The organism is Rhizobium mesoamericanum STM3625 (assembly GCF_000312665.1).
In the GTDB taxonomy this organism is placed as follows: domain Bacteria; phylum Pseudomonadota; class Alphaproteobacteria; order Rhizobiales; family Rhizobiaceae; genus Rhizobium; species Rhizobium mesoamericanum.
The window spans coordinates 3870739-3884801 of sequence record NZ_HF536772.1 but is presented as its reverse complement, the minus strand read 5'-3'; the positions used below and the strand labels follow the sequence as shown (position 1 = coordinate 3884801).

Genomic DNA, 14063 nt, shown 5'->3' with positions numbered 1-14063 from the left:
GCCGCCTCCTCACCAGTCCGCCTGGGGTTGATGTGTCACCAGATCCCCGGCAACAAGCGCCACCGGATCTGGTTACGATACTCCGCATAACCAGCCAGGTTCCTGACAAGATACTTCTCCTCATCGAGCAACCGCGCAACGAGGCCGCCAATGACGGGAAACACGACCAGCACTCCCCAATAAGAACCGAGCGCCAGCGGTACGCCGAAAAACATCGCAAGCGCCGAGCCATACATCGGATGGCGCACCACTCCGTAAAGCCCGGTGGAAATCACCCGCTGCTCTTCCGTTACGCCGACTGTCGCCGCGGCAAACGAATTCTGCCTGAGCACGAAGAAGCAACCAATAAAGCCAATTGCGATCAATGCATTGCCGAGAAGCACGACCAGGGCTGGCACGACCGACCAGCCGAACCTGTGGTCCAGCGCCGAAATTATGAAAAGTGCAAGGATTGCGATGCTGTTAAAGGCCTGTATGCGCTTCTGCGACGGCTCGCGTTCCGCTGCCGGTCCGACGCTCATGCGCTTGCGGACCAAATCCGGGTCACGCCTGACGAAATAGGCCGTAAGCGCTGCGCACCACCCGCAGAAATGTAAGAGAAACAGCCAGCCCTGCCAGTAAGATAGAGATCCCGCAGCCAGGAAGATCATTGCCAGCATGACGAAGCAAAACTTGGCTGTCGCAACCGTTGCTTGCCGGCCGATACCCTGAACGCCACTCACCATCATCGTCACCACTCGCGTCTTGGTAGCGCGAGATAATAGATTGGCAGCATTGCGGGCGCGTCAATGGCGCATCAAACGCTTTCCTCCAGCATACCTCCAGCCCTTCCGGTTTTGACGATCCAATACTCGCCGACGGCACGTCAGCCGCAGCCGACACCGGTATCAGCGACGAAGCTCAGACAGCCTGACAGATCGTTAATGGCTCCGGCGAGGAGCAGAAAATGATTCCAAAGTCCCGCCCCCCTGGTTGCCTCGAGCCGAGACCAAGGACGCCAACGCGCAAATTTCATCGAGATCAATCAGGGACCCGATAGCGAGCCGTGATCTCCATCGACGGCGAGGCGCAATAGAAATGGTTGACCGAAACCGTTGCCACGTCTCGCAGTCCCGGTGCCGGTTCTGTGCTATGCTTGCATCGCCTTTTTACGGGCTGAAGAACTTGACCTTTTCAGGGCTCGCTTCGCCCCTGCGGCGAAGCGTCTCGGCGCTTGCGCCTCGGTTTGGCCCTTGGCATGGTGCAATGCAAATTATGGGAGTCGCACCGATGAAGGCCTTGCTTCTAGTCGATATTCAAAATGGCTTTTGCCCGGGCGGCAATCTTCCGGTTCCCCACGGCGACGAGGTTGTGCCAATCGCAAATCGGCTGATCGAGAGCGGCAAGTACGACCTGATCGTCGCCTCCCAGGACTGGCATCCGCCCGGCCACGGCAGCTTCGCCTCCTCACATCCCGGCAGGGAGCCATTCGAACTCGGCACACTATCCGGCAAGCCACAGATGCTGTGGCCGGACCATTGCATTCAGGGCACGGCGGACGCGGAACTGCATCCCGACCTCAAGACGAGCAAGATCGATCTCATCCTGCAGAAAGGTGAGAATCGTGGCGTCGACAGCTACTCGGCCTTCCGCGACAATGACCAGGACGCGCTCACAGGGCTCGCCGACTTTCTCGAGGGCCAGGACGTCACCGAACTCGATGTTTGCGGCCTCGCAACCGACTATTGCGTGAAGTTCTCTGCATTGGATGCGTCCGAAATGATGCCGGGCGTACGGGTTCGCCTCATCGAGGATGCCAGCCGGGGCATTACCGCCGAAGGCATTGCAACGGCAATCGAGGAAATGCGCGCACGCGGTATTGACATCGTCAGCAGCCGGCAAATCCTGGAAGGCTGATCACTCCGTCGCACGCCGCTGCAACTGATAGACGTCCTCGGAAAAGTCATCCATGCGTCTGGCGAGGGCGATTTGCGCGTCTTCGAGACCCTTCTTGTAGTGGACCGCGCCAACTTCCTTGGCAAAAAATTCGAGAACCAACTCCGCTTTCAGGAGGCCGATCGGCTGGTCCAGTTGGCTGTCGAAATAATGCTGGATCCGTGCAATGAGTTCAGCCTTTTCCTCTTTCGAAAATTCGATCTGGTTCATCGTTATTCCTTAAACGTCAATCGGTCGCGCGCATGGTTCAGCGAAATCGATCGTTCGATCAAGGAAATTTGCTTGCGGCAAGTACTGCCCGTCCCTAGACGGGAACCGAAATTCCAGAAGGATTATCGCTGATGACTCGCGCTGATTTTTTCGACGGTTTGCGCGGCGGCTCGGCCGTAGCACTGGCCTCGGCCCCGTTCGGGGCGTTGTTTGGAGCGCTCGCGGTCGATAACGGCATGTCGCTCTCCGAGCTGACCTTTATGAGTGCCACGGTCTATGCCGGGGCGAGCCAGATGGTCGGCATCGAGCTCTTTGGTCATAACGTCCAGGCGTGGTTGATCGTCGCCTCCATCCTGGCCGTCAATTTTCGCCACGTTCTCTATTCGGCAGCACTCGCGCCATACATCAAGCACTTCTCGCCGCTTCAGAAATTCTTCACTTTCTTCCTGCTGGTTGATCCGCAGTTCGCCGAGACCGTCAAGCGAGGCGAAGCTGGCAAGCCGGTCACCTTCGTCTGGTATCTCGGCTTCGGCATCATCATCTACATACCCTGGGTCCTGGTAAGCCTGCTCGGCGGGCTGCTTGGCAGCTTCATCGGCGACCCCAAGTCGATCGGCCTCGACATCCTGCTGCCGGCCTATTTCCTTGGCATCGTCCTCGATTTCCGTCATCGCGACAATTTCCTGCCGGTCGCCGCCGTCAGCGCAGTCGCCTCTGTCATCGCCTACCATTATGTCGGCTCGCCCTGGCATGTCAGCCTTGGTGCGGCGGCAGGCATCCTCCTTGCCGCCCTGTTCCCGCCTCCGCCGCACGAGCAGGAACTCGAATCCGATCTGCACGAGGTATAACAATGGCGTTCGATCTCCACATGGCTCTCGTGATCGTCGCTGCCGCGGTTGCCACCTACGCAACCCGCATCGGTGGATATGTCCTCATCACCACGATGAAGCGCATTCCGCCGCGCATGGAGGCTGCCCTGGCCGCAGTCCCCGCCGCTGTCTTGACGACGCTTGTTGCGCCGGCCTTCTTCGTGGGAGGTTGGGATTCGAAGCTCGCCCTGCTCGTGGCCCTCATCGTCGGTCTGCGGGCCTCGCACACCTGGATGCTGATCGTCGCCTGGCTCGTCGTCATGAGCTGGCGCCACACGATCGGCATGTGACGCCAGCAGTAATTCTCAATATTCCAGCGGCAGGGTCGCGTTCTCCAGCCATGCTTTGACGTCGTGGTCGTGGATCAGCGGCATCAGCGCCTCGCGAGTGCGCTCATGGTAGCTGTTGAACCAGTGCAGCTCGTCATGCGTCAGAAGCTCCGCAATAACGAGGTTGCGATCGATCGGGCAGAAGGTCAGCGTCTCGAAGCCGAGCATCGGCATGTCGCCACCCTCAATCGCCTCCGCCTCGCGGACATAGATCAGGTTCTCGATGCGGATGCCGAAAGCGCCGGGGCGGTAATAGCCTGGCTCGTTCGAGAGGATCATCCCCGGCAGCAACTCCTGCGTTGAGAGCCTGGCGATGCGCTGCGGGCCTTCATGCACGGAAAGATACGACCCGACGCCGTGACCGGTTCCATGGGCAAAATCAGCCCCTGCCCGCCAGAGAGCGATGCGGGCTAGCGGATCAAGGTCGCAGCCGCGCGTGCCCTTTGGGAAGCGCGCAGTGCTAATCTGAATCATTCCCTTCAGGACCAGCGTGAAGAAGCGCTTGTGGTCCTCGGTGACCGAGCCGATGCCGACGGTGCGGGTAATGTCGGTCGTGCCGTTGATGTACTGGGCGCCTGAATCGATCAGGAAGAGTTCACCTGCTTCCAGCTTGCGGTTTGTTTCCGTCGTCACCCGATAGTGCATGATTGCCGCATGCTCGCCGGCACCGGAGATCGTATCGAAGGAGATATCTTTCAGCGGGTTCTGCATGCTCTGGCCGAGGCGGGCGCGCGCTGCTTCCAGCTTCTGCGCCACCTCGATCTCGGTCACGGTCCCGGGCTTGATCTGCGACAGCCAATAGAGAAACTCGACCATCGCCGCGCCGTCCTGCAGATGCGCGGCCGCAGAACCGTTGATCTCGACATTGTTCTTGACGGCTCGTGACAGCTTCGCAGGATCGTTCCCTTCCACGACCTCCCCCCCGGCCTTGCGAATGATCTGCGCCAAGGCATACGAGGTCAGGTCAGGATCGACCAGCACGCGGCCACCGTCCGTTGCAACAGCTGAGAGCTTCTTTTCGAGTTCCGACGGCGGAAGCTGCAGGCACATCTGCGCGAGATAGGCTTCGGCCTCGATACCGGTCTTGCGCTTGTCGAGGAAAAGGTCGGCCTTACCGTCGGCATAGAGGATCGCGCGCGCAAGGGGGTGCGGCGTATGCGGCACGTCGGCACCGCGAATATTGAAGATCCAGGCGACCGAAGACGGATCGGCAATCAGCACCGCCTTGACGTTCTTCTTTGCAAGATCGGCCGCGATGGTCGCGATCTTATCGGTGGCAAGCACGCCCGCCTGCGCGACGTTCTGGATCGTCACCTGTCCCAGCGGCTCCTGCGGCCGGTCGCTCCAGAGCTTGTCGAGAGGATTGTGAGGCAGGACAACGAGCGAACCGCCAATCTCGGCAAGCGCCTTTTCAAGGCGCCGCACCTCTGCGCCAGAATGCAGCCACGGATCGATGCCGAGGCGCAGACCCTTGGAGCCGTTCTTCGCAAGCCAGACGTGAGGCGGCTCGTTCACAAGGTCCCCGCCGATGAAAACGGAGTTGTCCACCTGTTCGGCAAGCTGCGTCACGTAGCGGCCGTCCACGAAGACAATCGCCGCCGAACGCGTAACCAAGGCGACGCCGGCCGACCCGGTAAAACCCGTCAACCATGACAAGCGCTCCGAACAGGCCGGGACATATTCGCCATTGAATTCGTCGGCTCTCGGCACAAGAAAGGCATCGATGCCAAGCGCGTCAAAACTGTCTCGCAACGCCGCGACCCGGTCGCGGCCAAATTGTGGCGTCGAAGTGACTTCGAAAGATTGGAACATGCTCAATAACCCGGTTTTTGTACGAATCCCGCAGCGAAGGAATTCGGTTATGTTATCGGAATTTCAGGCGAATAGCAGGAATTCGCAAAGCGAAGCCTGAGCAAAGGCCGCCCAATAATTCGGCGGAAATGAGGCGCCGATTCACAAACTGGCACGCTTTATGCATTCAACGCATGGCTCCCATGAACGAAACCATCTCCCTCAGCTTTTCTAAATCGCTATATAGGCGCCATCAAACGGGTTCGAGACGAACCTTAAACGAAACAAAAGGAATTCAGATATGACTGCCCCTCTGTCGCGCTTCGCTTACAGCAGCCCGGTGCAGGCTGGCGAGCGCCAGACCGTGCGTCACATCATCGGCTCGCGCCGTCCGCTCCATGAGGACACCCTCAAGATGCTCGGCGCCGGCCAAAGGGTTACGCGCCATCAGGTCGCAACCAGCTACGTGTTCTGAGCAACTCGCCGCTCTCTTCTCCTCCTCCCTCACGAGATCGGCGATCAGAACCAGTAGAAGCCCGCTCGAGCGCTCCTCCTCCTTCGAGCTCGCGGGCATGACCGGGAAACTGGTCCGAAGGCGGTGCCACTGGCACCGCCTTTTCTTTTGCCTCCATCTCAAGGGCGGTCGAGATGGATCGTCACCCAGCCGTTGCGCCAGATCGTGCGGACGTGCCGCAAATGCGCGCCGTTATAGGCAGCCAACACCTTCCAGCGTTGCGCGGCGAGAATTCCCGAAAGGATGACGGAACCGCCGGGCGCCAGATGATCGACGAGCTGCGGCGCCATCTTGATCAGGGGCCGTGCCAAGATGTTGGCGATGATCAGATCGAAGGGACCATGAGCAGAAAATGCGGTCGAGTGCAGACCCGGCGCAGTCTCGGTGGTGATACCTGACGCAATGCCATTGCGCCGAACGTTCTCGGCAGCGACCCGTGTTGCGATGGGATCGATATCGGTCGCGAGAATTGGAATGTTCCGCAGCTTCCTGACGGCGATTGCCAGGACGCCGCTGCCAGTTCCGAGGTCGAGCGCATTGCGCACCCTGCGCGAGCGCAGGACCCGATCAATCGTCTCCAGGCAGCCCGCCGTCGTCCCGTGGTGGCCGGTACCGAAGGCCTGGCCGGCATCGATCTCGATCGCAATGTCGCCGGGACGCACCTTGTCGCGGTCGTGCGATCCGTGGACAAGAAAGCGCCCTGCCCGAACCGGCTTCAGACCCTCGAGTGACTTCGCCACCCAATCGACCTCCGGAATAACTTCACGCTCGACCTTGGCGTCTGGAAAGCTTGTCTTCAGCGCCTCCTCGACACGCGTGCGAACCTTAGCCTCGTCTTCACGCATCATGTAGACGGACGCTTCCCAGATGTCCTTCTTTTCGTCGATCTCCGTCGTCGCGATTGCGAAGTCTTCTTCGCCGAAGACATCGGACAGCAAATCCAGAATCTCACCTGCCTGCACTTCAGTCGTCGTCACATAAAGGCGTATTTCACTCACAATCGGTCTTTCTTCTATAGGGCGCCATCGATCCACGGCGGCGACTGCGTATCATATCCTGATACACTGCGAAGCAATTTTTGCGAGAATGCAGGTATCCGCAAGATCAGCGGCGCGGCAAGGTCGCGGATCGTGATTGCCACCGGATTGCGCATGGTGATCAGCGATGTCAACCGATAGGTCTGCTTCATGACCCTCTTGACAGCCGGCATCCTGAGTTCGGCATACTCTTTCTGCCGCCCTTCCGAGATCAGCCAGGCCAACCAGCATGCGTCCTCAATCCCAAGGTTCATCCCGCGCGCGCCGGCTGGCGAATGGATGTGCGCGGCGTCGCCGGCCAAAAACACATTGCCCTTTGCCATCGTGTCGACATGGCGGAAGTGAATGCGAAAATCGGACGCCCAGACGCGCTCGGCGACAGGCGCGGGGTGTTGAATGCGGCCTTCGAAATCCGCAAGCGTCGAGATGTAGCGCAGCACATCGCGGGTAACAGGAATACGCCCGATGATACCAGGATCGACCAGGCTGATCTCGGCAAAACCCGGATCGATCGGCAAAGCGTAGCGAAAATCCGCCAGATGGAAGCTACTCTCGAGCGACTGCCCCGGGAACTCGATGCCGACGGCTTTGCGCACCGCCGAACGCGATCCGTCGGCCCCAATCACGATGTCGAAATCTGCGGTTTCGACCGAGCCATCAGGTTTTCGAAGCACAACGGTTGGTCTCGAAAGATCGCCGGAAACCGTCTCCACGGCGGTTTGCCACTCCGGGACGATCTCGTAATCGGAGAGCTTGCCAAGCAGCAAGCGCTCCGTATGTCCCTGCGCCAAGGCGTAGATTGCGCCGTAGGGACCGGGAAGCTTGGTCGTGTCCAGATCGACAAGCTGTCTTCCCTTGGCCGTGATGCGGAAGCGCGCGATCTGCTGGCATTCTTGCAGTATGGCGTCGCTCACGCGGGAGGGTGAAAGCAGCGTCAGCGTCCTTGCGTTGATGCCAAGTGCACGGCTTTCCGTGAGCGACACAGGGCCGGTGTCGCTATCGACGATGCGCGGAAGGTGCCCGCGCCGGGCCAGCTCGAGGGCGACAGTCAGACCGGTCGCACCGGCGCCAGCGATCAAGATGCTGCGATGCCCTGACGCCATGCCGTCATCCCTTGCTGACGAGGTTCTCCAGTTTTTTTACAGCCGTATCGGGATTTTCGCCATAGGCGATCGTACCGGAGAAGCGACCGGCCGAATCGAGCAGGAAGACGGACGCCGTGTGGTCCATCGTGTAGTCGCCGTTCGGATTGCTCTCGTCCACCGGTACCTTCTTGGCGTAGACGCGGTAACCCTTGATGACGTCGGCGACCTTGTCGGGTGCGCCCGAAATGCCAATGATGCGCTTGGAGACATTGGAGACGTACTCGTTCATCACCTCAGGCGTATCCCGCTCCGGATCGACGGTCACGAAATAGGCCTGAAGCTTCTTGCCCTCCGGGTCGACCTTCTCCAGCCATCCATTCATCTCAAACAGCGTTGTCGGGCAAACTTCCGGGCAATGAGTGAAACCAAAGAAGAGTGCCGTCGGCTTGCCGCGGAAAGCCTGCTCGGTGATCGGCTGTCCATTCTGAGCGACGAGAGTGAATGGCACGCCAAACGGTCCCTCGGACACGGCCTCCTTTGTCTTGGTGACATTCAGCGTCAGCCAGCCGAGGATTCCGGCCATGACGAGCACCGCAACCCAGACCGCAATGCGGACAGTCTTCATCGATCGAACCCCTGAGATCGGGACCATTCCCGTTTCCGCGTGATATCGCCTCGTCCTTCACCGTGCAATTCAACAAGATGTTTGCCGGCGGCGACGGATTGCCCCACCGGAACGCGGGAAAGCCCAATCAGATGGGAACCACCACCAATGCTTGGTGTAACAAAACGCAACATGCAATCTTTGAGGGTTAGCAAATACTTAAAAAAACGCATCTAAATTTAGCCCTGGATAGAGCGCTAGCTGCTCTCATGACATGACGTCTGCCTGGTATCTCCACCCCGGCTATCCGCATGAGCGCAAGGTACATGCCGCGTCTCATCGCGGAGGGGGATAATCGTCACATGACTGATATGAAAGTGCGCAAGAGCCTGTCCGTTGGCCAGAGGCTTGGAACTCTTGCAGGCGCGGCGTTTATTGGCTTCGGCTCGATGCTGGCTGTCGGCTGGTACCAGAATTCGAGCGCCGACGCCGGTCTCAGGCACGCCAACGAGATCCAGGCCAGTGTCGATCGCATCAATGAGATGCGCGCGGCAAACCTCACTCTCATTCTCGCCGCCATGGACACCATCGTCGATCGCGGCAATCACAGCGTCAAGGCCGAACGCCTGAAACTGATGAACGATGCGATTAACGCATTGCAGGGTAGCTCTAAGGAGATGCATCGACTGGGAGAGGAGCTGAACGCGGGAAGCCTGCTGTCCACTTACGATGCGGACGTGGCGGCTCTGGGGAAGAGTATCGTCGAAGACCTGAAGGCTGCCGTCGAATCCGGCGCGTCTGATGGTGAATTCGACAAGCTCGATGACGTCATCGACGCTGGCGGCGACAAGGTCGGCGCGACATTGGACACGCTCGCGCGCGAAGGCGGCGAACTCGCAAAGAACCGTATCGACGACGCCAACGCCATTTCCCAACGGGCGATTGAGATCCAGCTCGCACTTGGCATCCTGGCCATCCTGACAATGGCAGCCCTGCAATATGTTCATGGCGGCGCCATCCGGCGCGGCATCGAGGGTGTGCGCAGGAGCATGCACGCCATCATGAGTGGCGACCTCGACCACCATGTTCCTGCCACCGATCGTGGCGACGAGATCGGCGACATGGCACGCGCGGCGGAGAGCTTCCGCCTTGCCGCAATCGAGAAGCAGGAGTTCCAGGCGCGCAGCGAAAGCGAACGCCAACAGAGCGATGCCGAGCGCCGGGGCCGGGAGGCGGCAAAGCTGGCCGATACCGAAGCACTCAACAGTGCGGTAAGTGCACTGGGCCAGGGCCTTGTGCGGCTCGCCGGTGGAGATGTGACAGTCACCATCAATCAGCCGTTCAAGCCGGAACTGGAGCGCCTGCGCGCCGACTTCAACCTGACCACGGCAACGCTCCGTCAGACGATGGCCGGCATCTCCAAGAATGGCGTCTCCATACAGGCGCACAGTCAACAGATGCGCTCGGCTGCAGACGACCTGGCAAAGCGCACGGAACAGCAAGCGGCATCGCTGGAAGAAACCTCCGCCGCACTCGATCAGATCACTGCAACGGTTCGCAACGCCACCAATCGCGCCGAGGAAGTCGGCCACATGGTTGCCCATACCCGACAGAATACCGCAAAATCAGATATCGTCGTCACCGATGCCATGGCCGCCATGGAGCGAATCGCCACCGCCTCGCGCGAGATCGGAACGATCATCAACGTCATCGACGAGATCGCCTTCCAGACCAATCTCCTCGCCCTCAACGCAGGCGTCGAAGCGGCACGTGCGGGCGAGGCCGGCAAGGGTTTTGCCGTCGTTGCGCAGGAAGTGCGTGAACTCGCCGGTCGTGCGGCTGGTGCTGCCAAGGATATCAAGGCCTTGATTGGAAAATCGGGGGCTGAGGTGAAGGCAGGCGGTGAGCTGGTGACGGCAGCCGGTGAAGCGTTGCGCCAGATCGGCGAAGATGTTTTGCGCATCGACGAGCATGTTAAATCAATCGTAACCTCTGCGCGCGAACAATCTACTGGACTGAACGAAATCAATACCGCCATCAGCCAGATGGACCAGGTCACGCAGAAGAATGCGGCCATGGTGGAAGAAACGAACGCCGCAAGCCACGCGCTCGCCATCGATGCCGACAGCCTGATCCAGCTGATCGATACGTTCAAGATCGGCGAGGGCATGAATGCCCGTTCCACGCCGCGGGAAGCCACCGCAGTCTCGCATCCGAAACCATCTCCCGCGCGAGGCCTGATCGGCAAGGTCGCGGGCGCATTCAGCGGCGGCGCAACCGCCAGAGCCATGGCCGCACCGGCCGGAGACAACTGGGAAGAATTCTGATCATGAACAACACCATCATCAACCAGACCGGCTCGCATCTCGAGATCGTCTCCTTCCATCTCGGCGAGCAGGAATTCTGCATCGACATCATGGCGATCCGCGAAATCCGCGGTTGGGCGCCGGTAACGCCGATGCCGCACACGCCGCCTTACGTGCTTGGCCTCATCAACCTGCGCGGCGCAGTGATCCCGGTTATCGACATGGCCTGCCGCCTCGGCATGAAAATGACCGAGCCATCCGAGCGCTCCGCCATCATCGTGACGGACATCGCCGGCAAGCTCGTCGGCCTGCTGGTCGAGCAGGTTTCCGACATGATGACCATCAAGAGCGAAGACCTGCAGCCTGCTCCGGAAATCATCCCGGAAGCCCAGCGCGCCTTCTGCCGCGGCATCGTGGCTCTCGAAAAGACGATGGTCTGCTTCCTGAACCTCGACACGGTGATCGCTGACGAGCTGGCGCAAGCTGCTTGATCGCGGCTGCGGGCTCTACAGAGCCCGCCATTGAGACTTCTGGACCGCTCGCACCGAACCGTAGCGCGCGGTTTTTTTATCTATGGCCATTCTTAGGGCCGTATTGCGGGATATGTGCACACTCCACCGTCCCGCGCGAGGTTTGGCCGAGTACACAAAGCTGATCGGGGTGTACGGATGATCGTCAGAAGGAAAACGGGGGTACGCAGGATGAGCGAGGCGAAGACCCGTCACGCCGGAGGATGTGGCTGTGGCGCGATCCGTTACAGAATTGATGAGGCACCATTGGCGAGCGGCATTTGCCATTGCCAGACCTGCCGAAAGGTTGCTTCGGCTCCGACGCTTCCCTTCGTCACCTTTCCGGTGCGAGCGCTGGTCTACGAACAGGGGGCCCCGCGGGCCTTCGCCTCTTCGAAGGGCGTCGTGCGTACGTTCTGCGGCTCATGCGGCTCTCCGCTCAGCTACCAGAACGATGCCGACCCGGATTTGATCGACATCATGACCGTCAGCCTCGACGAGCCGGATGCCTATCACCCGACGTTTCACGTCTGGACATCCGAAAAGGTCTCCTGGGATCTCATCTGCGACGACCTGCCCGCCCATCCCAAGAGCCGCGCATAGCTTGAGAGCCGCGCCTAGCTCGAAGAGCCGCGCTGCCATTCGGCTTGCCGTTCATGCCGCGTGGTGGCCATCGAGCGGCATGGTCGAGGTCGCAGGCTGATGCGGCGATCGAGCTACGCGAAGATCTCGACCGTGAATGCGAAGCGGCCCATCTCGCCTGGAGGCAATGTCAGACTGTATGGTCGCTCTGCAAGCTCCCTCGGACCGTTCTTTTCAGCGGCCGTCCCATGCCAGGGTTCGATGCAGATGAACGGCGCACCCGGTTTTTGCCAGAGCGCCAGATTGGGCAGGTTCTCAAAACTGAAATGCATCGTTGGGCCGCCCTCGACGCCGTAGCGCAGCCCCTTGCCAGCGTCCTCCGGAAAGATCATGGCATCCTGCTCAAACAGGCCGTGGTTAAGCGCAAGCCGTCCTGCCTTGAACGGTGATGCCAGCTTGGTGGGCGAAATCAGCCCACTGTCCAATCGCACCAAACCGGGTTCGCCCCGATTGTCGAGCGTTATGACGTGATCCTGCCCGGCCGCGCCCGGCAATGGCCAGAGGAAGGCGGGATGAAAGCCGAGCCCAAAGGGCATCGCACGCTGGTCGCGATTGGTCACCTCGGCGGCGACGGTCAGTGCCCGCCCCTGAAGGGTATGCTCCACCGCCAACAGGAAGTCGAACGGGAAGACCGCCATTGTCGCGGGCGATGAGGCAAGCTCATACCGGCACGTCGTTGCACTCGCCAACGCAAGGACAAATTCCGATCGACGTGCGAAGCCGTGCTGCCCCATCGGAAAGCTCTGGCCCTCGATTGTCAGCACGTCATCGGGCGCCTTGCCTACGATCGGAAATAGGATAGGCGAACGCCCGCCCCAGAAAGCCGCATCGCCGTTCCATAGCCACGACCTGCCGTCGCTGGTCTCGAGCACCTGCATCTCGGCGCCGAGCGACGAGACGTCGACGGTCAGATATGGGTTGGCGATCCGCGTCAGGCTTGGCATCGTGCGTCCTCTTCGATTATCCCCTGCGTCAGAACCATATCCACGCCGGCCGCCGATTTCCATCGCCAGTTGGCACCGGGTTTGTCATCGAACCGATTTGCCGTACGTGAACGCTATTGCGGCTTGCCGTTCTTCCACGTGACATTCTGTCCATATAGGGGGATCGTCGAGACCGCCATCTTGGCCGAGCCGTCCGTCAGTTCGCGCGAGTGCGCAAGATAGATTAACGTGTCGTTCTGTTTGTCGTAGATGCGGTTGACGACCAGCTTCTTCCAGACCAGCGACATGCCTGTCTTGAATACCTCGTCGCCGCCCTTCGACAGATTTATGTCACCGATCTCGATCGGTCCCGTCTGGCGGCACGAGATGGAGTTGTTCGAGGGGTCCTCGAACCAGTTGCCGTTCTTGACACGGTCGATGACGCTTCGGTCGAAATAGGTGACGTGGCAGGTCACGCCCTTCACCTGCGGGTCAGCCACCGCATCGATGATGATGTCGTTGCCGATCCAGTCGACCCCCACCTTGCCGACTTGGTCGGCCGACGCCGTGCCGGCGCAGAGGCCGATGAGCGAGGCGGCGGCGAGTGCTGAGCAGCTTTTCCTGGACATGATGGTTCCCTGATTTTCATCCGCATCTAAGGTAAGTGCGACGGATGCCTTTACAAGGAAGACCTCATGCCTTCCTGCAGGTGCAGGCTTCGTATCCGCTCGGTGTCAACCTGCCCGGCTTCATGCCGATCAGCGCCGGAATGGCGTTTACCGCTGCCGCTCCGACTGTCTTTGCCATTGCGATCGCCGCATGCGCGCAGACGGCAGCGTCCTCGGCGGCATTGTGATGGGCAAAGCGCAGACCGAGATGCTCGGCGATCAAGTTGAGCTTGTGCGACAAAAAATGCGGCCAGATCCGCTGGGCCATCTTCAGGCTGCAGAGATAAGTCAGTTCCGGATAGGATTGCCGATAGCAATCGAGGCTTGAGCGCCAGACGCTGAAATCGAAAGCCGCATTGTGCGCGATCATTGTCGCGCCCTTAAAATCGTCGTGGAATTCGTCCATCACCTCCGGGAACTCAGGCGCGTCCTCGACATGCTCGGGCCGAATGCCGTGAATGGCGATGTTCATGCCAGAGAAGCGCATCTCCTTCGGCCGGATCAGCCGCTCTTCAACGCGGGCAACCTTGCCATCCTCGATCCACGCCAGGCCGACCGAGCAGGCGCTGCCGCGCTGTTCGTTCGCTGTCTCGAAATCGATGGCGATGGTTTTCAACGAGATTTCCGATTCGGTTGCATTG

16 protein-coding genes are annotated in these 14063 nt (G+C 60.0%); 7 read left to right on the top strand and 9 right to left on the bottom strand.

Going from position 1 to position 14063, the window contains the following annotated elements:
* Nucleotides 1–35: 35 nt before the first annotated feature.
* Complete coding sequence (locus tag BN77_RS18880; protein ID WP_007534833.1) at nt 36–728, bottom strand: methyltransferase family protein; 693 nt, start codon at nt 726–728, stop codon at nt 36–38.
* A gap of 541 nt (nt 729–1269) precedes the next feature.
* Between BN77_RS18880 and pncA the strand changes: the two genes are divergently transcribed.
* Nucleotides 1270–1896, top strand: coding sequence for a bifunctional nicotinamidase/pyrazinamidase (pncA, locus tag BN77_RS18875; RefSeq protein ID WP_007534831.1), 627 nt, complete (start codon nt 1270–1272; stop codon nt 1894–1896).
* Here pncA and BN77_RS18870 read toward each other — a convergent pair whose 3' ends face one another.
* Nucleotides 1897–2145 (bottom strand): DUF2164 domain-containing protein, encoded by a 249-nt coding sequence (locus BN77_RS18870; protein ID WP_007534829.1) that lies wholly within the window; start codon nt 2143–2145, stop codon nt 1897–1899. It lies immediately after the preceding gene.
* A gap of 131 nt (nt 2146–2276) precedes the next feature.
* Between BN77_RS18870 and BN77_RS18865 the strand changes: the two genes are divergently transcribed.
* Nucleotides 2277–2993: an AzlC family ABC transporter permease gene (locus tag BN77_RS18865; RefSeq protein ID WP_007534827.1), complete on the top strand. Its 717-nt coding sequence runs from the start codon at nt 2277–2279 to the stop codon at nt 2991–2993.
* Between the two features lie 2 nt (nt 2994–2995).
* Nucleotides 2996–3304 (top strand): AzlD domain-containing protein, encoded by a 309-nt coding sequence (locus BN77_RS18860; RefSeq protein WP_007534825.1) that lies wholly within the window; start codon nt 2996–2998, stop codon nt 3302–3304.
* A gap of 15 nt (nt 3305–3319) precedes the next feature.
* Here BN77_RS18860 and BN77_RS18855 read toward each other — a convergent pair whose 3' ends face one another.
* A complete protein-coding gene (locus BN77_RS18855; RefSeq protein WP_007534823.1) occupies nt 3320–5155 on the bottom strand; it encodes an aminopeptidase P family protein in 1836 nt (611 codons plus the stop codon).
* Nucleotides 5156–5435: 280 nt separating this feature from the next.
* On the opposite strand from BN77_RS18855, the gene BN77_RS34170 reads away from it, so the two are divergent.
* Nucleotides 5436–5609 (top strand): hypothetical protein, encoded by a 174-nt coding sequence (locus BN77_RS34170; RefSeq protein WP_167540369.1) that lies wholly within the window; start codon nt 5436–5438, stop codon nt 5607–5609.
* A gap of 158 nt (nt 5610–5767) precedes the next feature.
* On the opposite strand, the gene BN77_RS18850 is transcribed toward BN77_RS34170, so the two are convergent.
* Genes BN77_RS18850 through BN77_RS18840 form a run of 3 tightly spaced genes read right to left on the bottom strand, consistent with a single transcriptional unit; the run spans nt 5768 to nt 8395 of the window.
* A complete protein-coding gene (locus BN77_RS18850; protein ID WP_007534817.1) occupies nt 5768–6646 on the bottom strand; it encodes a 50S ribosomal protein L11 methyltransferase in 879 nt (292 codons plus the stop codon).
* A 14-nt stretch (nt 6647–6660) separates the two neighbouring features.
* Nucleotides 6661–7788 (bottom strand): FAD-dependent oxidoreductase, encoded by a 1128-nt coding sequence (locus BN77_RS18845; protein WP_007534815.1) that lies wholly within the window; start codon nt 7786–7788, stop codon nt 6661–6663.
* A 4-nt stretch (nt 7789–7792) separates the two neighbouring features.
* Entirely contained in the window at nt 7793–8395 is a 603-nt protein-coding gene (locus tag BN77_RS18840) for an SCO family protein (protein WP_007534813.1), read from the bottom strand.
* Between the two features lie 341 nt (nt 8396–8736).
* Here BN77_RS18840 and BN77_RS18835 point away from each other — a divergent pair, with 341 nt between their 5' ends.
* The 3 genes from BN77_RS18835 to BN77_RS18825 all read left to right on the top strand — a co-directional run bounded on the left by BN77_RS18835 (nt 8737) and on the right by BN77_RS18825 (nt 11792).
* Nucleotides 8737–10701, top strand: coding sequence for a methyl-accepting chemotaxis protein (locus tag BN77_RS18835; RefSeq protein ID WP_007534811.1), 1965 nt, complete (start codon nt 8737–8739; stop codon nt 10699–10701).
* Between the two features lie 2 nt (nt 10702–10703).
* Complete coding sequence (locus tag BN77_RS18830; protein ID WP_007534808.1) at nt 10704–11171, top strand: chemotaxis protein CheW; 468 nt, start codon at nt 10704–10706, stop codon at nt 11169–11171.
* 210 nt (nt 11172–11381) lie between these two features.
* Nucleotides 11382–11792 carry a GFA family protein gene (locus BN77_RS18825; RefSeq protein ID WP_007534805.1) on the top strand — a complete coding sequence of 137 codons (411 nt, stop codon included), beginning with the start codon at nt 11382–11384 and terminating at the stop codon, nt 11790–11792.
* 113 nt (nt 11793–11905) lie between these two features.
* Here BN77_RS18825 and BN77_RS18820 read toward each other — a convergent pair whose 3' ends face one another.
* From BN77_RS18820 to BN77_RS18810, 3 genes are all read right to left on the bottom strand, one after another.
* Entirely contained in the window at nt 11906–12775 is an 870-nt protein-coding gene (locus BN77_RS18820) for an aldose 1-epimerase family protein (protein WP_007534803.1), read from the bottom strand.
* Between the two features lie 113 nt (nt 12776–12888).
* Entirely contained in the window at nt 12889–13383 is a 495-nt protein-coding gene (locus BN77_RS18815) for a CreA family protein (RefSeq protein WP_007534801.1), read from the bottom strand.
* Nucleotides 13384–13447: 64 nt separating this feature from the next.
* Complete coding sequence (locus BN77_RS18810; protein WP_040677940.1) at nt 13448–14038, bottom strand: 3'-5' exonuclease; 591 nt, start codon at nt 14036–14038, stop codon at nt 13448–13450.
* Between the last annotated feature and the right edge of the window lie 25 nt (nt 14039–14063).